Annotated in this window: 16 protein-coding genes; 2 read left to right on the forward strand and 14 right to left on the reverse strand. The window is 72.1% G+C overall.

The genetic code is table 11. From position 1 onward, the window contains the following. Positions 1-213: 213 nt before the first annotated feature. The 5 genes from AB0O82_RS35820 to AB0O82_RS35840 form a co-directional block, all read right to left on the reverse strand. Positions 214-984, reverse strand: coding sequence for a ricin-type beta-trefoil lectin domain protein (locus tag AB0O82_RS35820; protein ID WP_363588769.1), 771 nt, complete (start codon positions 982-984; stop codon positions 214-216). 272 nt (positions 985-1,256) lie between these two features. Then, positions 1,257-3,086 carry a glycoside hydrolase family 15 protein gene (locus tag AB0O82_RS35825; protein ID WP_363588771.1) on the reverse strand — a complete coding sequence of 610 codons (1,830 nt, stop codon included), beginning with the start codon at positions 3,084-3,086 and terminating at the stop codon, positions 1,257-1,259. 242 nt (positions 3,087-3,328) lie between these two features. Beyond that, positions 3,329-4,705 carry a M64 family metallopeptidase gene (locus tag AB0O82_RS35830; protein WP_363588773.1) on the reverse strand — a complete coding sequence of 459 codons (1,377 nt, stop codon included), beginning with the start codon at positions 4,703-4,705 and terminating at the stop codon, positions 3,329-3,331. A gap of 159 nt (positions 4,706-4,864) precedes the next feature. Beyond that, entirely contained in the window at positions 4,865-5,032 is a 168-nt protein-coding gene (locus tag AB0O82_RS35835) for a hypothetical protein (protein WP_363588775.1), read from the reverse strand. A gap of 2 nt (positions 5,033-5,034) precedes the next feature. Further along, positions 5,035-6,225, reverse strand: coding sequence for an FAD-dependent monooxygenase (locus AB0O82_RS35840; protein WP_363588777.1), 1,191 nt, complete (start codon positions 6,223-6,225; stop codon positions 5,035-5,037). Between the two features lie 178 nt (positions 6,226-6,403). Between AB0O82_RS35840 and AB0O82_RS35845 the strand changes: the two genes are divergently transcribed. Continuing rightward, positions 6,404-7,123 (forward strand): TetR family transcriptional regulator, encoded by a 720-nt coding sequence (locus AB0O82_RS35845; protein ID WP_363588779.1) that lies wholly within the window; start codon positions 6,404-6,406, stop codon positions 7,121-7,123. A 139-nt stretch (positions 7,124-7,262) separates the two neighbouring features. Here AB0O82_RS35845 and AB0O82_RS35850 read toward each other — a convergent pair whose 3' ends face one another. From AB0O82_RS35850 to AB0O82_RS35890, 9 genes are all read right to left on the reverse strand, one after another. Then, positions 7,263-8,582, reverse strand: coding sequence for a cation:proton antiporter (locus tag AB0O82_RS35850; RefSeq protein ID WP_363588781.1), 1,320 nt, complete (start codon positions 8,580-8,582; stop codon positions 7,263-7,265). 149 nt (positions 8,583-8,731) lie between these two features. Then, positions 8,732-9,904 carry a 4-hydroxybenzoate 3-monooxygenase gene (locus AB0O82_RS35855; protein ID WP_363588783.1) on the reverse strand — a complete coding sequence of 391 codons (1,173 nt, stop codon included), beginning with the start codon at positions 9,902-9,904 and terminating at the stop codon, positions 8,732-8,734. 225 nt (positions 9,905-10,129) lie between these two features. Beyond that, a complete protein-coding gene (locus AB0O82_RS35860) occupies positions 10,130-10,915 on the reverse strand; it encodes a helix-turn-helix transcriptional regulator (RefSeq protein WP_363588785.1) in 786 nt (261 codons plus the stop codon). A 324-nt stretch (positions 10,916-11,239) separates the two neighbouring features. After that, positions 11,240-11,464 carry a holin gene (locus AB0O82_RS35865; protein ID WP_350880880.1) on the reverse strand — a complete coding sequence of 75 codons (225 nt, stop codon included), beginning with the start codon at positions 11,462-11,464 and terminating at the stop codon, positions 11,240-11,242. Positions 11,465-11,636: 172 nt separating this feature from the next. Next, positions 11,637-12,332: a formyltransferase family protein gene (locus AB0O82_RS35870; RefSeq protein WP_363588788.1), complete on the reverse strand. Its 696-nt coding sequence runs from the start codon at positions 12,330-12,332 to the stop codon at positions 11,637-11,639. A 5-nt stretch (positions 12,333-12,337) separates the two neighbouring features. Further along, on the reverse strand, positions 12,338-13,576 hold the full coding sequence (locus AB0O82_RS35875) for a cytochrome P450 (RefSeq protein WP_363588790.1): 1,239 nt from the start codon (positions 13,574-13,576) through the stop codon (positions 12,338-12,340). Further along, entirely contained in the window at positions 13,573-15,366 is a 1,794-nt protein-coding gene (locus AB0O82_RS35880) for a type I polyketide synthase (protein ID WP_363588792.1), read from the reverse strand. Before AB0O82_RS35880 ends, AB0O82_RS35875 begins: the two co-directional genes overlap by 4 nt. A 66-nt stretch (positions 15,367-15,432) precedes the next feature. Next, positions 15,433-17,259 (reverse strand): non-ribosomal peptide synthetase, encoded by a 1,827-nt coding sequence (locus tag AB0O82_RS35885; protein ID WP_363588794.1) that lies wholly within the window; start codon positions 17,257-17,259, stop codon positions 15,433-15,435. Continuing rightward, positions 17,256-23,366, reverse strand: coding sequence for an acyltransferase domain-containing protein (locus AB0O82_RS35890; RefSeq protein ID WP_363588796.1), 6,111 nt, complete (start codon positions 23,364-23,366; stop codon positions 17,256-17,258). Before AB0O82_RS35890 ends, AB0O82_RS35885 begins: the two co-directional genes overlap by 4 nt. Before the next feature lie 708 nt (positions 23,367-24,074). Here AB0O82_RS35890 and AB0O82_RS35895 point away from each other — a divergent pair. After that, entirely contained in the window at positions 24,075-25,448 is a 1,374-nt protein-coding gene (locus tag AB0O82_RS35895; RefSeq protein ID WP_363588798.1) for an MFS transporter, read from the forward strand. The last annotated feature ends 110 nt before the right edge of the window (positions 25,449-25,558 follow it).

Here is a 25,558-nt window from a genome sequence, read left to right on the forward strand (position 1 = left end):
TCACGTCCGTCGCCGAGATCGGCGCCGCCACCGGCGTCGAACGGCTGCCGGACGGGCGGTGGGTGGCCGCGGCACAACGGGACCACCGGCCAGCAGCAGCCGGGCTGCCAGCGGGAATCCAGCTTCCGGACCCCGTGGCTCCGGAGGTGGGATTCGAGGGGCCCCGTCGGGCCGGCCGTGGGGGAGATTACGGCCGGGCCGAGGGGTGGGGGATCAGTGCGGGAGGTTCCACTTCTGGTTGTCGGCGCCGTTGCAGTCCCAGATGCCGAGCTGGTTGCCGTTGTTGGTGGCGAAGCCCAGGTCGTCCAGGCAGCGGCCGGACTGCGGGTTGAGCAGCGAGCCGTCGGACTGGGCCTTCCACTGCTGGGCGCCGCCGCCGTTGCAGTCGTAGAGCTGGATCATGGTGTGGTTGGCGGTGCCGCCGCCCTGCACGTCCATGCACTTGCCGAGGGCGCGTAGTGTCCCGTCCACTCCGACGGTCCACTTCTGGGCGTTCGTGCCGTTGCAGTCGTAGATCTGGACCGCGGTGCCGTTCTTGTTCTCGCCGCCCTGGACGTCGATGCACTTGCTCGCGTAGCCGCTGATCTGCCCCTGCGGCCCGGAGACCGGCGGCGGCACCGTCCCGAGGAAGACGACCTGCGGGAACATGACGGTGTCGCCGAAGTTGCACATGGCGGTGCTCATCCCGCTCCCGACGACGGCCCCGCCGATCGCCATGCGCATGTACGGGCCGGTGTGGTTGACGTAGTACTGGCACTGCGCCTGCACGCGCCAGATCTGCAGGGGGCTGATGTCCGTACAGGTTCCGATGACCTGGCCGCCGCCGGTGGCGATGGCGTTACACCCGCCGGCCAGCGACGCGCCCGAACTCGACTGCTCCGCCTGGGCGGTGGCGGGCGCAGCTTGGCGCGCGGCGGCGGATGCGGCCTGGGCGGTGGCGGGGACGGTGAGTGCCGCGGCGGAGGCCAGCAGCGTGGTCATCATGACAACAGCGGTACGGCGCATGAGGGTTGGGCCCTTTCCGTGATGACAGGGTGATGGCACTGCTCAGATGTTGCGCAGGTTTGGTCATGAGCATTGCAGTGCCGCCTGGGGCCGTCAACGGATGTGGGCCGACAAGATGTCGCCATTCACCTCAGCTCATCCGCGACCTGCTCGTTCCCGCCGAACGGGAACCGGAGAGGAACCGGACAGAAGCCGGACAGGAGCAGAAAGGGAGACGAACAGGGGCTGGATTCAGCCGAATTGACGCAATCTCAGCCCAGCGCGCGGTCGAGGTTGAAGGCCGCGCTGATCAGCGACAGGTGGGTGAAGGCCTGCGGGAAGTTGCCGAGTTGCTCGCCGGTCGGGCCGATCTCCTCGGCGAACAGCCCGAGGTGGTTGGCGTAGGTGAGCATCTTCTCGAAGGCGAGCCGGGCCTCCTCCAGGCGGCCCGCGCGGGCCAGTGCCTCCACGTACCAGAAGGAGCAGATCGAGAAGGTGCCCTCCGAGCCGCTCAGGCCGTCCGGACTGGTGGCCGGGTTGTAGCGGTAGACCAGGGAGTCGGAGACCAGGCCCTTGGTGAGCGCGTCCAGGGTGGAGAGCCACTTGGGGTCGGTGGGCGAGATGAACTTGGCCATCGGCATCATCAGCAGCGAGGCGTCCAGCTCGCCGTCGTCCAGGGACTGGACGAACGCGCCCAGCTCGCTCGACCAGCCGCGCCGCATGATCTGGTGGTAGATCGCGTCCCGGGTCTGCCGCCAGCGGGGCAGGTCGGCCGGCAGGCCGCGGCGGTTCGCCATCCGGATCGCCCGCTCCAGCGCCACCCAGCACATCAGCCGCGAGTACACGTAGTTCCTGCGGCCCCCGCGGGTCTCCCAGATGCCCTCGTCGGGCTGGTCCCAGTGGTCGCAGAGCCAGTCCGCCACCATGCCGACGTCCTCCCAGCCGTCGCTGCTGATCGGCTGCCCCCACTTGTCGTACAGGTAGATGGAGTCGATCATGGCTCCGTAGATGTCCAGCTGGAGCTGGCCGGTGGCGGCGTTGCCGACCCGGACGGGTGCGGAGCCCAGGTGGCCCTCCAGGTGCGGCAGTGCGTACTCGGGCAGCTCGGTGCGCCCGTCGATGCCGTACATGATCTGCAACGGGCCGTTCGCGGCGGTGTCGCGCATGCGCTCGAAGAGGAAGCCCATGAACGCCTCGGCCTCCGAGGTGAACCCGAGGCGCAGCATGGCGTAGACGCAGAAGGCGGCGTCGCGGACCCACATGTACCGGTAGTCCCAGTTGCGCTCGCCGCCGACCTGCTCGGGCAGGCTGGTGGTGGGTGCGGCGACGATCGCGCCGGTCGGCGCGTAGGTGAGCAGCTTGAGCAGCAGGGCGGAGCGGTGGACCATCTCCCGCCACCGCCCCTGGTAACGCGACCCGGCCAGCCAGTGGCGCCAGAACCGGACGGTCGCCTCGAACTGCTCCTCCGCCTCGGCGCGCGGACACGACCGGGCCGGGACGTCGTCGCCGATCTGGTCGAGGGCGAACACGACGGAGTCGCCCTCCAGGAGCTTGAAGTGCGACCACACGTCCAGTCCGTCGGTCTCCAGCGGCGCGGTGGCGGTCAGCGCGAGGGTGAGCGACGGGGAGCGGAAGACCGCGACGTGGCCTTCGAGGGACACGGTGTGCGCCTCGGCGCCGTAGCCGAAGCGCGGGGCGATCCGCGCCCGGAACGGGAGGATTCCCCGGACGCAGACCAGCCGGCGGATCAGCCGGTGCCGGGCGACCTCGGGCGACTCGTCGGCCACGGGCATGAAGTCCTGGATCTCCGCCACGCCGTCCGCGGCGAAGAAGCGCGTGATCAGCACGTTCGTGTCGGGGAAGTAGAACTGCCGGGTGCGGGTCGGGACGTCCGCGGCCAGCTCGAACGATCCGCCCCGGTCCGCGTCGAGGATGGCCCCGAACACGCTGGGCGCGTCGAAGCGCGGACAGCAGTACCAGTCGATGGTGCCGTTCGTGCCGACCAGGGCGGTCGTCCGGAGGTCGCCGATCAGGCCGTGCTCAGAGATCGGCAGGTACCGGCCGCTGTCCGCCTGCTCGAACCCCGTCGTGTCGAACGCCATGCCGACCTCCCCGCCGCTGTGGCGCGGGCTTGGAGACGAAGCCTTCCCAGCCATGGTAGATCGCCGTCGGCATGAAGGCCGGGCCGAGCACCGGCCGGGCCTCGCGGGCCCCTGCCGGTGCGGGCCCGGCCGGGGCGATCTCCGGCCGGTGCGGCTTCCGCCGTGGGCGCGGCCCCTCCCGTCCCGGCCGGGCAGGAGGGGCCGGACACGACGGGCCGGGCACGAGGGGCCACGCCCCGTGGTCAGCGGGTGACGCTCCAGACCAGGCTGCGGGTCAGCGCCGGGGTCAGGGCCGGGTCGATGACGGCCGAGGTGGGGTCGTTCGCGACGGCCTTGAGCTCGTGGGCGGCGGGCTTGGGGCCGGTGGGGCCGAGGTCGGAGACGGCGATCGTCTTGCGGTCGCGCAGGGCCGTCACCTCCTTGCCGTCGAGGTACCACCGCAGCTTGGTGCCGGAGACCGGGAGGTCGACGGTGAGGCGGTCGGTCGCGGTCAGCCGGGTGGTGACGGGCGTGGCGCTGGAGAGGGTGGAGGCGCGCCGGTAGAAGCCGGCGATCATCGCCTCGCGGCCGGGGAGGTTGAACTCGCGGCCGAGCGAGCGCATCACCGAGTTGTCGGTCGGCCGGTTGAGGCCGGACGGGTAGTTGCTGGCGCCCTGGTAGGCGCCGACCTTGCCGCCGTCGGGCGAGGTCTTGCCGAGCCAGCGGTACCACTTGGTCTTGTCCTGGCGCATCCGGTCGGCGCTCAGGGTGGTGATGTTGGGCTGCCCGGGCTCCGCGCCCTGGTAGGGCCCGGCCCCATCGGCCCAGTACTCGTCCGCGAGCTTGCCCAGCGAGTGGCCGGTCTCGTGCACCGCTATCTGCCCGGACGCGCCGTTGCCGCCCGCCACGGTGGCGATGCCCTCGTACCCGAGCGGCGACTGGGTGCTGCCGTAGCCGGCGCCGCCGTACTTGGCGGTGTTGGCGACGACGATCACGAGGTCGGCCTGCGGGGCCTTCGCGGCGTAGGCGTCGACGGCCTTGACGTCCACGCACAGCAGCCGCTCGATGGAGTTGCACCAGAAGTGCGAGCCGAGGGCGGTCTTGCGGACGGTGTTCTGCTTCGGGTCCCCGGAGACCCCCGACTGTGCGGAGACCGCGCCCACGGCCCACACGTTGAACAGCTTGCGGTAGGTGGCGTAGGGCTCGACGGCGCTGATGTCCTTCCACTTCGCCGCGGCGTCCTTGCGGAACTTGTCCTGCTCCGAGGCCGTGTAGCCGTCGCCGATCATGACCACGTCCAGCTTGCTGTCCGTGCTCCCGTTGTTGACGACCTTCGTGACGGCGCCGTCCCCGGCAGCGGCCCCGGCGGCGTCCACGCTCATGGACTGCTCGGCGACGAAGGGGGACGCCGAAGGGACCTTGGTCCGGCTGATGGCGCCGTCCTCGGCGAAGACCTCGACGTCCTGGTCGCCCGGGAAGGCGCCCGGGAAGGCGTCCGGGAAGGCGGTGACGGCGGCCGGGTCGGACGGCACGTCGACCGGCTCGGACGAGGCGGCGCCCGCCGGGCCGACGCCGACGGCGAGGGCCGCCAGCGTCGTGACGCCGGCCAGGAGGACCGAGGTGAACCTGCTGTTGCGCAAAGGAGTTTCTCCGAAATCGATGGGCGGCGAGGGCCGGTGACGAGCTTTCCGGGACATGACGCGCGGTGCCGCACGGTCCCGCGCCGTGACACCGCCGCCCCTCGCCAACACGGCCGCACCAGGCACGAGCTGACTGGGCGACATCGCCCGGTCGCCACCTCACCGGTGGATACGGCCGGTCCCCCACGAACGGTTCACACCGGCTGCCGCCACGGTGGTGACGGCGTCCTCGAAGTGGTCGACGACGGCCAGGCGGCCGGCGATGTCCACTCGTACGACGCCGCCTGCGCGCAGCCGGCCGAACGAGGGAAGCTCGGGCCCAGTCATGATCAATCCCCGGGTGTGGCACGGGACTTGAGCACTCTCCCGGCCCGGGCTGTCGCGAGCACGACCGGCGACAGCCGAGTGGCCAGGTTCCTGGCCAGGATGCCGCCGCGGCCGGCCGGGACGAGCAGCGCGAAGGCCGCTCGTACGGACTGCCGGGCCTGGTCCACCAGCCCCCGGTGCGCGGCCTCGTAGCGGGCCAGGGCCGCGCGGTGGTCGGCGGGATCGGCGGCCAGGGCATCGGCCAGGCCGTAGGCGCCCGCCATGGCCAGGCTGGAGCCGCCGCCGAAGAGCGACGCGCAGGACGCGGCGTCGCCGAGCAGCGTGACCCGGCCCCGCGACCACTGCGGCAGCCGGACCTGGCTCACCGCGTCGACGTACAGTTCCTCGCTCTTGCGCACCTGCGCCAGCACCTCGGGCGCGCGCCAGCCCATCCCGGCGAACGCGGCGGTCAGCAGTCGCCGGTGCTGCTCGGTGTCGCGGTGGTCGAAGTCCGGCACGGCGGCGGACCGGACCATGAACGCGGCCAGCGGCCTGCCGCATCCGGGATGCACGCAGAGGGCGCGGCCCGGCGCGTTGTGGATCGCCACTTCCCGCAGGTCGCCCGCCGCCCCGGCCAACGGCATGGTGGCCACGTACATCCCCAGGTGGCGGACGAACCCGGACTCCGGGCCGAAGGCCAGCCGGCGGACGGCGGAGTGCAGGCCGTCGGCGCCGACCACCAGGGCGAAGCGGCGGGGGCGGCCGTACTCGAAGGTGACGTCGACACCCGCCTCGTCCTGGCTCAGGCTCGCGATCGAGTCGCCGAACACGAACTCGGCGTCGTCCCGGCTCGCTTCGTGGACGATCGCGGCGAGATCGCCGCGCGGCAGCTCGACCGTGTCGGCCCGGGCCGCGCCCGACAGGCCCCGCAGGTCGATCCTGCCGACCCGGCGGCCCGCGCCGTTGTAGAAGCCCACACCGGTCACCTGGGTGGCGGCCGCACGGAGGCGGTCCCTGATCCCCATCCGCTCGGCGACCTCCATCGCGCGACCGGCGACATCGACCGGGCTGCCGCTGGAGCGCACGGCCGCAGCCCGCTCGACCACGGTCGGCTGAAAGCCGTGGCGGGCCAGCCAGTGGGCGAGCGTCGGTCCGGCGATGCCGGCCCCGGAGATCAGCACGGTGCGATCGGCCGTCTTGGTCGAGGCGTTCATGGACGCTCCTTCTGTCATCGCCTGATCGCGTGTCATCGCCTGATCGCGGTCAGGCCGACTCGCGGCAGCCGTCGCCGGTCAGCGGTCGCGTCGGCGCTCCCGGACTGACCATCGGTCAGTAATTCGACGCTACGCCCTGACCGCTGGTCAGGCAAGGGGCAGCGACTAGGCTCCCCGTATGACTGCCGAGAACCCCGACACCCGGGCACGGATCCTTGCGGTGGCCCTGGAGGAGTTCGCCGCGCACGGCTACCACGCCACCTCGGTACGCGGGATCGCCGAGCGGGTGGACGTGACGAAGGCCGCGGTGCTGTACCACTTCCCCAGCAAGGCGGACATCCTCGGCGCGCTGATCGAACCGATGCTGGACGACCTGGACGCCGCGCTGGCGCCCACCGGCCCGCCGGATCCGGCCGCAGTCCGCTGGGCGGCGATCGAGGGGCTGCTCGACGTCTGGCTGCGCCACCGCGACCTGCTGCGGATGAGCCTGTACGACGCGGCGCCGGGCCTCTCGGGCCCGGGCTTCACGCGCTTCCGCGACGGGATGATGCGCGCGAACGTCCTGGTGGCGGGGCCCCACCCGGACTTCGTCGCCCGGGTGCGCGCCGCCCAGACGATCGCCATGCTCTCCGACCCGGTGATCCTGCTCGCCGACGCCCCGCCCGAGGACCTGCGCGCCTGCGTCCTGGCCGGGGTGCACCGGCTGCTGGACGGCCCCGAACCGCCCGCCGCCGGCCCTGGGCGCGTCGGCGGTGAGCGGCGCGGCCGACCGAGCGCGATGAGCCCGGCGATGGTCGACACCGCCCGGCGCCTGCACGCGGCCGGCCGCACCGCCGAGCAGATCGCGGCGGCACTCGGAGTCTCCCGGGCGACGGTCTACCGCCACCTGCCGACGTAGCCGGAGACACGAGAACCGCCGCCAGGCAACGGCTAATAATGAGACTTCATTGAGACACCGGAGGTCATCTCAGCGGTGATGCCGGTCGGACAGGCGCAGGAAGTCTCCACCCCACCGGTGCTCCGGGTCTCGCGGTGCGTCACGCGCCGCTGGCCTCCTCGATGCCCGATCTCGCGGCGGCGTCCTGCTGTTGACGGGGCAGAGCGACCGGCCCGGTCCCGGGACGGGCGTCAGGAGCGCGGATGAGGCGCCGCACGAGCGGGTTGACGGGCAGGGTCGCGGCGAAGGCGGTGACGAGGAGAACGGTGAACAGCCGGTCGCCGATGATGCCGAGGTCACGGCCCAGCGTCAGGATGAGGACCTCGCCGAGGCCCTTGGTGTTGAGCAGGACCGCCACCGTCGTGGCCTCACCGCGCGGCACGCCGATCAGCCGGGCACCCAGTCTGGCGCCGGCGAACTTGCCGCCCCACGTGACGACCAGGAACACCACCACCGCGACCAGGCTTCCGGAACCCAGCCCGCCGATGTCCACGGACAGCCCGGTGAGCGCGAAGAAGACCGGCACCAGCAGCGCCCCCGCGTGGCGCATCGGCGCCTCGACGGCGTGCCGCAGTTCCTCGGCGGCGTCGCGCGGCATGGCCAGCCCGAAGGCGAAGGCGCCGATCACGGCGTGCATGCCGAGCCACGAGGTGGTCCACGCGGACAGCAGGATCCCGCTGCCGAGGGTCAGCAGGACGAGCAGGGGATGTCCGTCGGCGCGGACCGGCCGGCGCAGCAGGCGCCGCAGCAGCGGGCGGATCACGAAGGCCATCGCCGCCGCGTAGCAGGCGAGTTCGGCGAGCGAGAGGAGGACGTGGTCCGAGCCGCCGCTCCGGGCCACGGAGGCGATGCAGGCGACGCCGCACCAGGCGGTGATCTCGGTGAGCGCCCCGCAGGCCGTGGCCATGGCCCCGGTGCGGGTCGCCTGCAGCTGGTTCTCCCCCACGATGCGCGCGAGCACCGACAGCGCGCTGGCGGACAGCGCGATGCCCAGGAACACGGCCAGCAGCACGGGGGACGTCTCCGTACCGATGAGGCGGGGCCACCTGGCCGCGAGGACGGCCGCCAGGGCGACCGCGAGGGCGAAGGGCACGGCGACGGAGGCCGCGGTGACCGCCACCACGGTGCGGACCCGCCCGTTCAGCTGCTTCAGGTCGAGTTCCCAGCCGACGGCGAACATGAAGAGCGCGATGCCCAGTTGGGCGATCACCGACAGGTGCTCACGGACCTGGGGCGGGAAGAGGACGTGCGGGAGGTCGCCCGGCAGCAGCCCGAGGACGCTCGGCCCCAGGATCACCCCGACCGCGATCTCGCCGACCACCACCGGTTGACGCAGGCGAGTGCGCAGCGGCGACAGGGCGAGCCCGATCAGCAGGATGGTCGCGATGTCGGCCAGCGCGGTCGAGGAGGAGCCTTCCATGGTCGTGCGCCTTCCTGGGAACGGGGACGTGCGCGGCCCGGGGGCGCGGCCCCTGCATTATCGGGAAGGGCCCGTTCGTCGACGTAGCGTTCCCTGCGTGTCGCGGGCGCGCGGCTCCTCCCCCGCGCCCCGACCCGGACCTTCACGCCCTAGTTGGTGCCGGCGGTCAGCTCGCTGAACAGTTTGTTTGCCGACTCGGAGGCGAACTGGCGCTGGAGCTCGGCGCGGGCGATCTGCTTCTTGAACTCGCCCTCGTAGCCGGTGAAGCCCGCGTTGTGCATGGTGTCGGTGATCCACGTGGCGAACGCCTGGTAGTTCCAGATGTGTGGCAGGCAGGTCTGCGAGTAGCTGTCGAGGAGGCCGGAGTCGCCCTCCTTGGCGTGGCGGATCACTGCGCGGGCGAAGACCTCGGTGTCGTGCAGAGCGAGGTGGATGCCCTTGGCGCTCATCGGCGGCACGATGTGCGCGGCGTCGCCCAGGAGGTAGAGGCTGCCGTAGCTCATCGGGTCGAACACCACACTGCGCAGCGGAACGATCTGCTTGGACAGGATCTGCCCGCGCGAGGGCGGCGTGCCGAAGCGGGCCTCCAGCTCGCTCCAGATCCGCTCGTCCGGCCACTGCTCGGGGGTGTCGTCGACCGCGCACTGCAAGTAGATCCGGCTGGCTTCGGGGCCGCGGGGGATCATCCCGGCCAGTCCCAGTTCGTGGATCGCCATGCCCGAGGGCTTGGTCTCGGTGGCGGCCAGGACGCTGAGCCAGGAGTAGCCGTACTCGTGGGAGTACTCGGTCAGCGCGGAGGCGGGGATGGAGCGGCGGGAGACGCCGTGGAAGCCGTCGCAGCCGGCGATGAAGTCGCAGTCGACGGCTCGCGCCGCACCGTCGGCGTCCCGGTAGCGCACCACGGGGTGGCCCTGGGTGAGGTTTTCCAGGGTGACGTCTGCGGCTTCGTAGCGCAGGTCACCGCCCTCGCGGAGGAAGACCTCGGTGAGGTTGCGCACCAGGACCTGCTGCGGGCAGTACAGGCTCTCGTTGTTGTCCTCGTCCACGTCGATCGGCATCGCGTGGCCATCGATGTAGAAGCCGCCCTCGCTGTACGGGATGGGGTCGCCTGCGAGGACCTCCTCCAGGCCCCATTCGCGGAGGAGGCGCACGCCGAAGGTGTCGATCGTTCCGGCGCGCTGGCGCTTCTCGACGTAGGCGCGAGGGTGCTTCTCCAGCACGACGCAGTCGACGCCGTTGCGCAGCAGGAAGTTGCCGAGAGTCAGACCGGCGACGCCGGCCCCGATGATGACGACGGCCGTGTCGTCGTGTGTCTCAGTCATGCGTGCGAGCCCTTCATGATCCGTGCAGTGGTCGGTACGCGCCGAGCGCGTACGTCGCGGCGGCGGCCGTGAGGTCGGAGGGCCGGCGCTCGCTCGCTGTCCACTATGGAAGACCCGGCGGGCCGCGAACCACTGGTAAGTCGACACCCGATACCGGAAACCCGCCAAGCTGGCTCTGGCGTCGCGCGCTGTGCACCTGACCAGCGCGAACCGCCCGGGTGGGGGCTAGCGCGCGTGGAAGCGCAGGCCGGCCTGATAGCGGCCGGGGGTCTGGCCGACGACTTCGGTGAAGGCGTCGATGAAGGTGGACGGATTGGACCATCCGCACGCGACCGTGGTCTCCGTCACCGTCATCCCGTCGGTCAGGTGCGCCAAGGCGTGGTGGATGCGCAGCGTGGTCCGCCAGCGGTGGAAGCTCATGCTCAGCTCGGCGTGGAACAGGCGGCTGAGCGTGCGCTCGCTGGCTCCCACCGCCTGGCCGAGCTCGGCCAGGGTGCAAGGCCGGGCGGGGTCCGCGCGCAGCAGGTCGGTGGCGGCGCGCAGCCGGTCGTCGCTCGCTTCGGGAAGGTGGAGGGAGGTCTCGGCGGCGTCGGCCAACTCGTCCACGATCACGGCGAGCAGGCGCCGGTGGGCGCCAGGCCGCCGTTCTGGCTCGTCGGTGAGCGCCAGAAGGGCCTCGCGCAGCAACGGGCTTACCGCGAAGACGCTGGGGTGATCGATGAGCACGGCGCACAAGTCGAGTGGGACGGACACCAGCCGTACGTCGGTCTGCCCGTAGAAGCGGTGCGAGTGGGCAAAGCGCGGAGGCGTCCAGGTGATCCGGTCCGCCGGGGCGACCCACGTGCCGCGCTCCGTCGCCGTGACCAAGGCGCCGGCGGCGGCGTAGACCAGCTGACCGTGGACGTGGCTGTGTGGATCGAGCTGAAAGCCGTGCGGCAGCCAGGCACCGCCTTTCAGGATCTCCTCGTCTGCATCGGCGGGCAGCGGTGAAGTATGGCGGGTTGTCGGCATCGGGCGTCAGTTTACCGGTGGTCTCGCGCAGAGCGTCGCGCCGACAGTGGTCGCATGACCACGGTGACGCTCAAGTCCCGTCCCCGGTGGAGGTAGCGGTGGCCTCCCGGATCCAGCGCCCGCGCAAGCGGCGGATGCTGTCGTTGACCGTGCAGGGAAGCGAGCAGCCCAGTCCGCATTTCATGACCGTCACGCTCGGCGGCGAGGACGTCCAGCACCTGGAGCGGGCAGGCTTTGTCGCCTTCCCCGCCGCCGTATGGGGCGCCTTTGCCGCGGCCGTTCGCCAGGGGGAGTTCCCGGCTTGGCGCACCCGGGCCGGGCCGGTCAGTCGTGGGGGCGGGCCAGCAGGGCGGCCGAGTTCGGGTCGCCGACGAAGGTCGCGGCCACTCCCTTGACCACGGCCAGCGCGGCCGGCAGTGCCGCCACGGCCGCCGCCTTGAACGCGCCGATCGACGTCAGGTCGAATCCGTCCGCCAGCAGCAGGCCGAGGAACGCCACGGCGTAGGTGGCGACGGTGCGTTCGGCCAGGTCGATGATGAACTTCCGCATGGTCGGGACTCCTTCGCGGTGAAGGTGCAGAGGTACACGGGGGGCGCTCGGAATCGCCGTCCCTGGTGTACACGTTCACGCTGCCGAGTTCCGACGACGGGCTCGGCGGTCCAGTCCGGTGCCCCGCACACGCGTGGTGTGCGGGGCACCGGTTCCAGAGGCCACTTGGCCGTCACCCTTCGTGCAGGGCCCACTTGCTGCTGTCGACCTGCACCGTTCCGGGCAGCGCGATGAGTTCGGGTTTGAACAGCGGTGGCGCGCCCATCGCGGGCTCCCAGGTGGCCAGCTTCTCGTCCTGCGGGACTTCGATCCGCCGGTCCGCGGTGAGGTCGGTGACCACCTTCAGGAGCAGTCGCACGCCGAGCGGCGCCAGGTGGTCGCGCCACAGGCTCTGCGCGGTCGAGCCCGGGGGCACGAACAGGTGCTCCTGGGCGGCGAGCGGGCCCGCGTCGGTGCGCTCGGTGAGGTGGTAGACGCTTCCGCCCGTCACCTTGTCGCCGTCGCGGATCGTCCACCGGATGGCGTCCCGGCCGCGGTGCAGCGGCAGCAGGCTGGGGTGGTACCCGATGGTGGCGACGGCGGCCCGGGCGCGGGTCTGGCGGCCGAGGAAGGCGTGCGAGTGCGCGGCGACGATGATGTCCACCCCGTCCGGGATGTGCCGCGCGCGCAGTTCGGCCGAGTCCGTCCACGGGACGTCCTTGTGGTACGCCCAGGAGCGCAGGCGGTCCCAGCACATCGCGTCGCCCTCGTCGGACTTCCCCTTGCGCAGCCGGGGGGCGGCTGCGCCGACGATCTTGTGCCCGTCGTCCGACAGGGCTTCCGCGACCGCGACCGCGAATCCCCCTTGTCCTGACATGTAGATGTTCATCCGGATCAGTCGACCTCTTTCAGTCCGCGGTGGTCGGGCTCGAACCGCACCGGCATCGTGGAGAACCCGGTCAGGAAGTTGGACCGGATCCGCAGCGCCTCCTCGGTCTGCTCGAACCCGGTGGTGAAGTCCCGCAGGGCCGTGAGCAGTTCGGCGATCTCCACCTTGGCCAGGTACGAGCCGACGCAGAAGTGCGGGCCGTAGCCGAAGGCCAGGTGCTTGTTGGGGGTGCGGCCGAGGTCGAACACCCCGGGCCGCGCGAAGACCCGTTCGTCCCGGTTGCCGGAGGCGTGCCAGAGCGTGACGATGTCGCCCGGGCGCAGCCGTACGCCGTGCAGTTCGGTCTCCCGTACGGCGCTGCGCCCGAAGTGCATCGTGGGCGAGGCCCAGCGCAGCACCTCGTCCACGGCGGTCTCGACGGCGACCTCGCCGTCCTTGAACCGCCGCCACTGCTCGGGCCGGGCGGCGAGCGTGTGGACGCAGTCGATCATCGTCAGCCGGCTGGTCTCGTCGCCGCCGATGATCAGGCTGTAGCAGTTGAGCACGACGTCCTCGTCGGACAGCGGCACACCGTCGATGGAGCTGCCGATCAGCATGCTGATCACGTCGTCGCCCGGGGACTCGCGCCGCTCCTCGACGACGTCCAGGAAGTACATCAGGATCTCGTTGCGGGCCATCTCGGAGTCGACCTCGTCGACGTCCTCGTCCTCGGCCGACAGCGCGGTCCTGGTCAGGCCGAGCAGGTAGTCCCGGTCCTGCTCGGGCACGCCGAGCAGGTTCGAGATCGTGGTCATCGGGATCCGGCCGGCGATCTCCTCGGCGAACTCGCAGCCGCCGGACTCGACCGCCTCGCGGATCCACTGCCGGGTGTTGACCCGGACCGTCCGCGCGACCTCGTCGAGCACCCTCGGCGAGAGCACCCGCTGGAGGATCTTGCGCAGTTCGTGGTGCCGGGGCCCGTCGGTGACGGCCAGCATCCGGCCGGCCCCGGCGTCGCCGCCCTCCAGGAGCGTGACGAGCACGTTGCCGCGCTCGGACGTGAAGTTCGCGTTGTCCCGGTAGGTGGCCATGATGTCGTCGTGGCGGGAGAGCACCCAGAACCCCCGGCGGCCGTCGACGGGCGGGTTCCAGTGCATCGGGGCGGTGTCCCGCAGGGTGCGCCAGAACCCGTCGAGGTCGTGGTCCGCGAAGGTGGCCGGGTCGCCCAGGTCCACGGTGTCCGGTGCCGGCGTGCTCATGGTCACCAGTCCGTGCGCCAGAACCGGCGCGGCTGGAACGGGTAGGTGGGCAGCGGCACGCGGCGGCTGGCCTCCCCCAGGTGCAGGGCCTCGAAGTCCACCTGCTGGCCGGTCACCCAGGCGGCGGCCAGCTCGGACAGCGCCCGCGCGTCCTGGCCGGACGGCACGATCCCGTTGTCGTTGCGGGAGAAGCGGGAGAAGGAGCCCGGGTCCGCCTGCGGGGCGGCGGCGGTCGTGGTGGCGGGGCCGCGGACGGCGTCGTCGGACAGCGCCGCGATCAGCTCCGCGCGGCTGCGGACCACGGCCGCCCACCGGCGGGCCATCACCTTGCGGCCGAGGTTGAGGCTGAAGCAGACGTCGTCCAGGCGCAGGTCGGGGTCGGCCTCCAGCCGGTCCTTGAGCCGCGCGCGCTGGCGGGCCAGCGCGTCATCGTCCAGAGCGGACAAGGTGGCCAGCCGCGGCCGGCCCTCGTCCTCGGGGGCGCGTCCGGCGGCCGTCGGGGCCTCCTCCAGCAGCAGGTGCGCGTTGTAGCCGCCGCCACCGATCGAGGTGATGCCCGCGCGGCGGATGCCGGCCTCCGGCTCCCAGTGCGCCCCTTCGACCTGCGGCACGAAGGGGGTGCTGGGGAAGTCGAGGTCCTGGTTGACCTCGGTCAGGTTGATCGTCGCCGGGAGCGTCTTGTGGTGCAGCGCCAGCGCGGCCTTGATCGCGCCGAAGCCGCCCGAGACCACGCCGCCGTGGCCGACGTTGCCCTTGACCCCGCCGATCGAGGTGGTCGCGGTCTGCTTCCCGAACGCCATGGTCGCCGCGTGCACTTCGAGCTCGTCGGTCATCGGCAGGCCGAGGCCGTTGGCCTCGTACATGGACACCGTGTCCGGGGTGACGCCGCCGACCTCCATGGCGTTGGCGATGCAGGCGCTCAGCCGCTCGGGCTGGGCCAGGCCGTACGCCATCGCGCTGACGCCGTTGTTGTTGACGGCCGAGCCCTTGACCACGGCGTAGATGTGGTCGCGGTCGGCGACGGCGTGGCCCAGCGGCTTCAGCAGCACGGTGACGACCCCGCTGGACAGCGCGGTGCCGGTGCCGTTGGCGTCGAACGGGCGGCAGTGGCCGTCCTTCGACAGGATGCGGTTCTCCTCCCACAGGTGGCCGCGCGGGTGCGGCAGCCGGACCATCGCGCCGCCGGCGATCGCCAGGTCGGTCTGGCCGAGCAGCAGCGACTGACAGGCCAGGTGCACCGCGTAGTGGAAGCCCGCGCAGACGGCGGCGACGGTGACGGCCTCGCCGATGAGCCCCATGTAGTACAGCGCGTTGGAGGTCATGGTGTCCGGCGACCACGCCAGGCTGGCCTCGATCGCCTCGGGGCCGACCGACACCCGGTCCGGCGGGGAGCTGTAGAGCGCGGCGGTCTGCGGGTTGTTGGCGCCGTACATGCCGATCTCGGCCCTGAGCCGGTCCGGGTCGTAGCCGCCGTCCTCCAGCGTCTCCCAGGCGCTCTCCAGGAACAGCCGGTTCTCCGGGGTCATCGCGGCCGCCATCCGGTCGCTGATGCCGAACACCGACGGGTCGAACTTGTCGTACGTGTCGAGCACGCCGCAGGCCCGCACGTAGAACGGGCTGTGGATCAGGGTCTCGTCGACGTGGATGTCGTCCTTGGCCAGGAACGACACGGACTCCCGGCCGTGGACGAGGTTGTCCCAGAACTGCTCCTTGGTGCGGGCTCCGGGCGCCCGCAGGGACATGCCGATGACGGCCACGTCGCCCGGGTCGTAGTCCTGCTCGGGGTTGTCGGTCATGGGGAGGCTCCTGCTTCGTTTCGAGTGAGGGTGACTCAGCGGCCGCTGTACGCAGACGTCGGCGGCTCAGCGGCCGGTGGCGCCGCCGCGGCCGCGCAGCGCGGCCCGACGGGTGTTGGCGCGCGCACGGGCGGACTGGACCGCCTCGGGGGTGGCGCCGCTCTCGTCGTCGAGCCAGCGGGCGAGGGAGGAGATGTCGCGGAGGCTGAAGAGGTCGGGCACCCGGACGCGGCGGTCGAAGCGCCGGGTCATCAGCCGGGCGAGGCGGATGAGCAGCAGGGAGTCCCCGCCGAGGTCGTAGAAGGCGGACTGCACGTCGATGCTCGACGGTTCGAGGTCGAGCAGTTGGCCCCAGATCTCCGACAGGGCCACCTCGGTCGGCGTGCCGGCGGCCGTCAGGGGCCCGCCGCTGTCGGCGGCCGGCGGCTCGGGCAGCGCGTTGCGGTCGAGCTTGCCGCCCGGCCCCAGCGGCAGGGCGGCGAGGACCACGAGCGTCGCGGGCACCATGTAGTCGGGCAGTTCGACGGCGAGCCTGCCGGTGACGGCGCTCTGGAGCGCGGCGTCCAGCCGGGGGCCGCCTTGCGGCGCGTCGTCGCCGGCGGGCACGACGTAGCCGACGAGCCGGTTGCCCCGGACGACGGCGGCGGCCTCCCGGACTTCGGGGCAGCCGGTCAGCCGGGCCTCGACCTCCTCCAGCTCGATGCGGTAGCCGCGCAGCTTGACCTGGTGGTCGGTGCGGCCGAGGAAGCGGAGTTCGCCGCCGTCGGTGAACTTGACGACGTCCCCAGTGCGGTACATCCGCTCGCCGTTGCGGAACGGGTCCGGCACGAAGCGTTCGGCCGTGGTGCGCGGCCGGTTGACGTAGCCGTGCGCGAGGCCGGCGCCGCCGAGGTAGAGCTCGCCGGGCTCACCGGCCGGGAGCGGCTTCAGCTGCTCGTCGAGCACGTAGATCCGGTCGCTGGTCGTCGGCGGGCCGATCGTCGGTTCGTCGGTCCCGTCCTCGGGCACCGGCCCGAACGAGCAGAAGACCGTCCCCTCGGTGGGGCCGTAGGCGTTGAACACCCGGTCGGCGCCGGTCTCCCGGTAGGTGCGGTCCACCAGCTTGCGGCGCAGGGCCTCGCCGCCGAACACGACCGTGCGCACGTTCGGCGGCAGGGCTCCGGCGTCGAGCAGGCTGTTCATGACCGAGGGGACGACGTTCAGGTGGGTGATCCGGTCGGCGTACCGGCTCTCCGGCAGGTGCACGGCGCTCTCGACGAGCACGACGGCGCCGCCGCGGCACAGCGCGTTGAAGATCTCCATCACGGACAGGTCGAAGCAGACCGAGCTCGCCGCCGAGACTCCGCTCAGGTCGCAGCCGTCGAGGACCCGGTCCATCTCGGCGAGCATCGCCACGCAGCCGCCGTGCCGGACGGCCACGCCCTTGGGCCTGCCGGTGGAGCCCGAGGTGTAGATGACGTACGCGGTGTCGCCGGGCACGACCGCCACGGGCTTCGCGCCGGGCTCGGTCGTGACGTTCTCCCCGAGCACGACCACGGTCGGGCCGGGCGGGCAACTGGCCCGGGACGCGGGGGTGGTGAGCAGCAGGCGGGTCCCGCTGTCCTGGGCCATGAAGGTCAGCCGGTCGGCGGGGTAGTTCGGGTCCAGCGGCAGGTAGCAGGATCCGGCGCGCAGGGCCGCCAGGATGCCGACGAGCAGGTCGGGGGTGCGCTCGACGCAGATGCCGACCGGGACGCCGGGGCCCGCGCCGTCGGCGGCCAGCCGTTCGGCCAACTCCCGGGAGCGCTCGTTCAGTTCGCCGTAGGTCAGGACGCCGGCGTCGGAGTAGACGGCGGTCGCGTCGGGGTTCTTGAGGGCCTGCTCGACGAACGCGGAGTGCAGGGTTTCAGTCACTGGTCCGTCTCCTCGGGGAGGCCGGTCGGCGCGAAGTCGCCGAGGGCCCGGTCGGGTTGGGCGATCGCGTCGAAGAGCACGGTGCGGTACAGCGCGAGCAGTGCCGTCACGGTCTGCCTTTCCAGGTAGCTCGGTTTGAACTGGACGTGGCCGGCCACCTCGCCGTCGATGTCGGCCATCGAGATCTCGAGGTCGAACTTGGCGAGGTGCCTGCGCACCTGAAGCGGTTCGAGCGGCAGCGCGCCGTCGGGCGTGATGGTGTCGCCGATGCCGTGGAAGAGCTTGACGGACCGGGGGAACGCGTCCGAGGAGAGCCAGTTCACGACCACGTCGAACCACGGGGAGCGGCCCTCGGCCCTCGGCGGCCGCAGCTGGGAGGCCAGCAGGTCGAGGGGGTAGTTCATGTGCTCCAGGAGGCCGAGCGAGAAGGCGTGGACCTCGCGCAGCAGCTCGCGGAAGCTGCGGTCACCGGCGGGGTTCGCCCGCACCAGCACGGTGTTGAGGTAGTAGCCGATGGCGGATTCCCAGCCGGGTTCGGCGCGTTGGGCGATGGCGGTGGCCAGTACGGCGTCCTCGGCGCCGACCGCGCGGTTGAGCGTGGCGAAGAACCCGGCCAGCACGACGGTGCTGATCGACACGCCTTCGCGCACCGCGAACTCCCGCAGCAGGCGGGTCTCTTCGGCGCTCCAGCGGAAGGCGAGGTCGCGGCCCTCGTAGGTGACGCCCGGCGGCCGCTCCTTGGTGGACAGGTCGAGGTGGGCGGGCGGGTCGGCCAGCTTCTGCGACCACCAGTCCAGGGCCGCGCCGGCCGCCGGGCCGGCCAGCCACTGCCGCTCCCACGCGACGAACTCCGTGTACGGGGCGACCGGCGCGCTGTCGGCGGGGTCGGCGCCCTCGTAGAACTCCTGGAGTTCGCGGATCATGACGTCGGCCGACGCCGCGTCCGACGCGATGTGGTGGACGAGCACCAGCAGGTAGTGGTCCGCCGGACCGCGCGTCAGGAGGACGATCCGCACCAGCGGCCCGTTGTCCAGGTCGAGCGGCTCGTGCCCGTAGCGGGCCAGTTCCTCGCGGGCCTGTTCGTCGTCCAGGTCGGTGCCGTCCGCCACGACGAACTCGTACACCGGTTCGTCCAGGATGACCTGGTACGGGCTGCCGCCCGCCTCCACGAAGAGGGTGCGCAGGGCGGGGTGGCGCTCCATCACGGCCCGTACGGCGCGGTCCAGGGCCTTCTCGTCGACGGCGGTCCGGATCCGGGCGGTCACCATGAAGTTGTAGGGCACGGCGTCCGGCGCGACCATCTGCATGAACCACAGCGAGGCCTGGCCGTGCGAGGCCGGTGCCAGTGCGAGGCCGAGGCCGTCGGCGCGCAACTGGTCCAGGGCCGGTGCGTCGGTGGCCTCCAGCAGTCCGCGCGCGTCCAGTTCGTCCACCAGCTCCTCGGCGTCCAGTTCGGACAGCTCGTCGAGGTACGTCCGGTCCGGCTCGGCCTCGGGGGCCGAGGCGGGGGCGGGGGCGGGGGCGGGGGCGGGGGCGGGGGCGGCCGACGGTACGGGCGGTGCCGTCGCGGGCGCGGCCGGTCCGGCGGTGAGCTCGACGAAGTGGCCGACGACCTCGGAGATGGACCGGCCGTCCAGGAACACCACCGGCGACACCCGGTGCCCGAACAGCGACTGCAGCCTGTTGACGAGGCGGATCGCCAGCATCGAGTCGAGGCCGAAGTCGAGCATGCTGGCGTTCACGTCGAACCTGCTCACCGGCACGCCCAGCGCGTCGGCGAGCTCGGCGAGGACGACCTCCGCCACCGGCCGGATCTCCGTCGGCTGCTCCTCCTCCACCACACGGGCCACGGGCGCGGACGCGGCTTCGACGGCCGGGGCCGGCGCGTGGGCGGGGCGGGGCTCGGTGTCGATCCAGTAGCGGTCCTTCTGCCACTGGACGAGCGGCGTCTCCACGACCTCGACGTCGTCGGCGAACAGCGGGTCGAAGGTCAGCGGCAGGCCCCTGACGTACAACGACGCGGCGGCACCCAGCAGGCAGCGGAGGTCGCTCTCGTCGCGCCGCAGGGAGTTGATCGCGTGCACCTGGGCGCCACGGGTCAGCGCGATCTCCTCGACCGCGCCGCGCAGCGTCTCGTGCGGGCCGATCTCGATGAAGGTGCCGACGCCCTGGTCGACCAGCGCGCCGATCGTCTCGGCGAACCGGACCTGGTTGCGCAGGTTGTGCACCCAGTAGTCGACGTCGGCGACCGGGTTCACCGTGTCGGCCAGTGCCGTGGAGTGGAAGTCGATGCCGGGCGTCAGCGGGGTGATGCCGTCGATGCCCGCGCGCAGCGGCTGGAGCAGCGGGTCCATGCCGGGGCTGTGCACCGGCCGTTCGACCCGGATCCGCCGGGTCGAGATCCCGTCCCGCTTGAGGTCGGCTTCCAGGGCGTCGACGGCTTCGGGCGAGCCGGAGACCGCCGCGCTGGTGGGGCTGTTGACCACGGCGACGGCCGCGTGCGCGGCGTAGGGGGCCAGCCGCGGCAGCAGCTCCGCCTCCGGCAGGTCGACCGAGATCATGGCACCCGCGGCGGCCTTGCGCTCCAGCAGGTGCGACCGGGCGACCACCACGCGGGCGGCGTCCTCCAGCGACAGCGCGCCGGCCACGCAGGCGGCCGCGACCTCGCCCAGGCTGTGCCCGACGACGGCGGTCGGCTGGATGCCGAGTCCGAGCCAGACCTTCGCCAGCGAGACCTGGAGGGCGAACAGCACCGGCTGCTGGAAGTCCATCTCCTCGTACCCGGCCTCGTCGGCCGGGGCGGCGAGCCGGTCGAGCACCGAGCAGCCGCCGGCCGCGCGCACGGCGGCGTCGCAGGCGTTCATCCAGGTGCGGAAGCCGGCGTGCGAGCGCAGGAGTTCGCGGCCCATGCCGACCCACTGGGTGCCGCCGCCGGAGAACACCAGCGCGACCCGCCGGTCGACGCTGCCGGAGACCGTGCCCGTGACGACGTCGGGGTGCGGCTGGCCGGCGGCGACCCTGGCGAGGCCGTCCAGGACGTCCTGCCGGTTGCGGGCGAACAGGGCGATCCGGTGGTTGTGGTGGGTGCGCCTGGCGGCGAGCGTGTAGGCGAGGTCGGAGACCCGCAGGCCCGCGTCGCGTTCGACGTGGTTGGACAGCTCGCGGCAGGTGTCGGCCAGCGCGCCGGCCGTACGTGCGGTGACGGGGACGAGGTGCACCTGCTCGTCGGCGGCGGCGTCGCTCCGGCCGGGCGTGACGTGCCGCCCGCGGTCGCCCGCGAGGAAGGGGTGGGCCGCGACGGGGAGGCCGGCGGTGTACAGGGCGCCGAGCGAGCCGAGCAGGGTCGAGGCCTCGTCGGCGCCGCGGCGCAGCGAGGGCAGGGTGGTCGCCGTCAGGATCTCCGACACCGACTTGAGCAGGACGGGGTGCGGGCTGATCTCGATCACCGCGTCGACGTCGTGGTCGCGCAGCTTCGTCAGGGCGTCGACCACCCGGATCTCCCGGCGCAGGTTGTCCGCCCAGTAGTCCGGCCCGAGCTCGGCACCGTCGACGCGTTCGCCGGTGACCGTCGAGATCATCGGGATGCGGGTGGTCCGGGGCCTGATGCCGTCGAGTTCGACCTTCAGCGGGGCGAGGACGTGGTCGACCAGCGGGGAGTGCGGGGCGTGGCCCATCCGGACCCGGTGGTTGGTGACGCCCGCCGCGGTCAGCCGCTGGACGAGGTCGTCGATCTCCTGCGGTGTGCCGGTGACCAGGGTGGAGTTCAGGCCGTTGTGGCCGGAGACGGTGAGCCGGCCGGTCAGGTACGGCCCGACCTCGTCGGCGGCGGTCATCACCACGATGCCCTCGCCGCGCCCCACGGCGAGCTGCTGGAGGAGCCGGCCGTGGTGGGCGGCCAGGCGGGAGGCGTCGTCGAAGTCGAGCGCGCCGGCGATGTGGGAGGCGGCGAACTCGCCGACGCTCTGCCCCACGACGACGTCCGGCTCCACCCCCAGCGAGCGCCAGGCTTCGGCCAGCGCGACCTGGAGGGAGAACAGCAGCGGCTGGAAGACGTCCATGTCGTCGATGCGGCCGTCCGGGGACATCAGCTGCTCGACGAGCGAGAAGCCCAGCAGTTCCCGCATCCGCCGGTCGGACTTCATCATGGACCGGCGGAACACGGGCATTCCGGCGAGCAGTTGCCGGCCCATGCCCACCCACTGCGAGCCGTTGCCCGAGAACAGGAAGGCCACCCGCGGCCTGCGTCCGGTCCGTTCCCCGACGCTCAGCCCGGCGGCCGTCGCCCCGCTGCCGAAGGCGTCCAGCTGGGAGCGGAGTTCGGGCATGTCGCGGGCGGTGGCCGCGAGCCGGAACGGGCCGTCGCCGGGCGTCCGGCGGCAGAGCTCGCGCAGGTCGCTCTCGTCGCGCAGCGCCCGGGCCCGCTCGGCCAGCGCCTCCCGGGAGTCCGCGGCCAGCAGGAGCAGCGAGCTCTCGGGGCGCGGCAGTTCCTCGACGGCGACGTGACAGATCGCGCCGCCGAACCCGAACGAGCTGACGCCGCCCCGGCGGGCGTCGGAGCGTCGCGGCCACGGCGTCAGCCGGTCCTGGACGGTGAGGTTGTACTCGTCGAACATGATCTGCGGGTTCGGCGCGCTGTAGTGCAGGCTCGGCGGCAGCACACCGTTGCGCATCGACATCGCGAGTTTGACCAGGCCGACGATGCCGGCGGCCGCCTCCAGGTGCCCGACGTTGGACTTGACGGACCCGAGCCGCAGCGGCTCCGTACGGCCGCCGCCCAGCACCGCGCCGATCGCGTTGGCCTCGATCGGGTCGCCGAGGGGCGTCGCGGAGCCGTGGCACTCGATGTAGTCCACGAGGTGCGGGGCGATGCCCGCCCGCTGGTACGCGGTGCGGAGCATCTTCTCCTGCGCCTGGGGGTTCGGCGCCGTCATGCCGTTGCTCAGACCGTCGTTGTTGGAGGAGCTGCCCTTGATCAGGCAGTACACCGGCAGGTCGCGTTCCAGTGCCACGCTCAGCGGGGCGAGCACGACGACGCCGGCGCCCTCGCCGCGGACGTAGCCGTTGGCGCGGGCGTCGAAGGACTTGCAGCGGCCGTCCGGGGCGAGCGCGCCCATCGCGTCCATGGCGGTGTAGTAGTCGGAGACGAAGCTCAGGTTCACGCCGCCGGCCAGCACCAGGTCGCTCTCGCCCAGCCAGATCGACTGGCACCCCACGTGCACCGAGACCAGCGATCCGGCGCAGGCGGCGTCGATGGCCATGCTCGGGCCCTGGAGGCCGAGGACGTAGGAGACCCGGTTGGCGATGATGCCGTCGTGCATGCCGGTCGCGGTGTGCGGGGTGATCTGGCTGTCGGGGCCGCGGTAGTGCGCCAGGGCGGCGTAGTCGCCCCAACAGGAGGCCATGAACACGCCGGTGTCGCTGTCGACCAGGCTGTGGGGCGCGATGCCCGCGTCCTCCAGCGCCTCCCAGGACAGTTCCAGGATCAGGCGCTGCTGCGGGTCCATCTGGACGGCTTCGCGGGGCGAGATACCGAAGAACAGCGGATCGAACCGGTCGATGCCGTCGATGAATCCGCCCCAGCGCACCCTGTCGTTCAGCAGCTCGCGTCGCGCGGCCGGTACCGGCCCGACGGCGTCGCCGCCCTCGACCAGCAGCTGCCAGAACGACGACGGGTCCGGCCCGCCGGGGAACCGGCAGCCGATGCCCACGATCGCGACGGGCTCGTGCGAGGGCAGGCGGCGGCGCTCGGCACTCGGGGCGGGCTCCGCGGCACGCGGACCGTCGACGAGCGCACGCGCCAGCCCGTCGACGGTCGGGTACTGCCACATCCAGGTGGCCGGGACCTGCCAGCCGAGGAACTCGGACAGCGAGGCCGCGAGCGTCACCGATCTCAGCGAGTCCAGTCCGTACCGGTGCAGCGGCGCCGAGCGGTCCACCGCGCTCGCGGACACGTCCAACAGCTCGACAACACGGGAAAGCAGGAAATCCGTTACGGCGGAAATGTCTCGCGCTGCGCGCTCTCGGGGCACGGCGACTCCCTCAACAGGGCGGATGGAATGGACGGGTGGAGCTTCACGGCCGACCGGTCGGGGGGGTTCGGTCCGCACCCGGGCAGCCGGACACGGGGGCGGCTCATGACGCGGAGGGTCCCCTTCGCCGCATCACGTTCCTGGGTGGGGCCGACGGTTGGCGTGCGGATGGGGTCGGCGTTTCCGACCTCCGCGTTCACAGCGAGTGAGAACTACCGTTCGTATACCGCTGTTTCGGCTGGCGGCGCAGCTCGCTCTCACCGCGGGAGAAATCACGGGCATCTCTGGGTCACATCGGTCCGCGAGTGCATCGACGACAGGATCACGTACGCGGATTCTTCACCTGCACGGCTACTGTCGATGGGCTCCAAGGTCCATTTGGTCAAGCGCGACGAGTATGCTGATTGAGGCAAAATGGATCGTCAGTGCTAATCCGACCGGCGGACAGCAGAGTGCCAGTTTGTTAATGGTGAGACAAGCGCCATTCGAGGGCCGGTTGAGGCAGTGGCGAGATTTGATCTCCAAGTGTCCGGTTCGAGTTGGAGCTGTCGGCGGTCCGAAATGGCGCCTCGACTCAGCAGCGCCCCCGCGTCACCGCGCCCCGGCCGGGACAGGCGCACGACCCCGCGAAAGGCGCGCTCCACCGGCACGCGATTGGGGTAGACAGCGGCTGAGTGACCCATGCAAGCTGACCCCCATGGCAGTTGAGAATCTTGATGCGGCGTCAGTCGATGCCGACCGTTCCTTAGCCGGTCCCACCGGCCGCGACGTCGACGGCAGGCCCGCATGACCGACGCCACCGATACCACCGACAGCACCGACACCGCGGTCAAGCCGGCGCTCCGGCCGGGACTGGCACTCGGCGTACTGGCCGGGGCGCTCGCCCTGGACGTGAGCGGTCTCGGAGTCCTCAACGCCGCCCTGCCGTCGGTCGGAGCGCGCTTCGACCTGGACGAGACCACGCTCCAGTGGGTCATGACCGCCTACGCCGTCACGTTCGCCGGCTTCCTGCTGGTGGGCGGCCGACTGGCCGACGTCCTCGGCCGGCGGCGGGTGTTCGAGATCGGGGTCGCCCTGTTCACCGTGTCCGCGCTGGTCGGGGCGCTGGCCCCGGACACCGCGGTGCTGCTGGGCGCGCGCGCCGCCCAGGGCATCGGCGCCGCCCTGTCCGGGCCGGCCGCGCTGGCCCTGCTCACCGAGACGTTTCCGGCCGGTCCGGCGCGCAACCGGGCCTTCAGCGTGTACGCGGCGGTCGGCGCCGCGAGCTTCAGCGGCGGGGTGCTGCTGGGCGGCGTACTGACCCAGTTCTTCGGCTGGCGTTCGGTGCTGTGGTTCTCGGTGCTGCTGGGGCTCGCCGTGCTGGCCGCGACCCGCGCCGGACTGCCCGGTGGCGCCGGGCACAGCGGCCGACTGGACCTGCCCGGCGCGATCACGGGCACGCTCGGACTCACCCTGCTCGTCGTCGGCGTGAGCAGCGACGGCGCGACGGCGTGGATCGTCCTCGGCGCCGCGGTGGCCTTCCTGGCGCTGTTCCTCGTGCGCGAGCACCGCACCGCCGACCCGGTGCTTCCGCTCGCCCTCTTCCGGATCAGGTCGGTCCGGGCCGCGAGCCTGGCGGCCTTCCTCCAGTACATGGGATCGGTCGGGCTGCTGTTCTTCGCGCCGCTGTACCTCCAGGGGATGCTGGACTACTCCCCCTTCGAGTCCGGTCTCGCGCTGGTGCCGATGTCCCTGGCCGTGTTCCTCACCGCCAACTTCGCCACCGGACGCCTGCTGGCCCGGTTCACCCCGCGCACGCTGATGGCGGTCGGCCTCGTCCTGATCGGCGGGGGTGCCGCACTGTGGCTGGGCACACCGCACGACGGCGGCTACGTGCAGTACGTGCTGCCCGGCCTGGTGCTCAGCGGCATCGGCCAGGGGCTGAACTTCCCCTCGATGACGTCCGCCGGGCTCACCGGAGTCCCGGCGCGGCAGCACGCCGTCGCCGGGGCGGTGAACGTCGTGGCGCAGCAGATCGGCGCCAGTGCGGGCGTCGCGGTGATGGTCCTGGTCGCCGCGACCGGCACGGACCAGCTCGCCGGCTACCACCTCGCCTACCTCACCGCCGCCGGCGCGTGCGTCCTCGGTGCGGCGGTCATCGCCGTACGACGGCAGGCCTGAGGGGCCCGGCCTGCCGGCTCCCGGGGTTCGGGGTTCGGGGTTCGGGCGAGATCATGCGGAAGGGGGGGGGGGGGGGGCGCCCCGGGGGGGGGCCGCCCCCCGGGGGAAAG

Origin of the sequence: Kitasatospora sp. NPDC088264 (genome assembly GCF_040685715.1) — a bacterium.
Lineage (GTDB): Bacteria > Actinomycetota > Actinomycetes > Streptomycetales > Streptomycetaceae > Kitasatospora.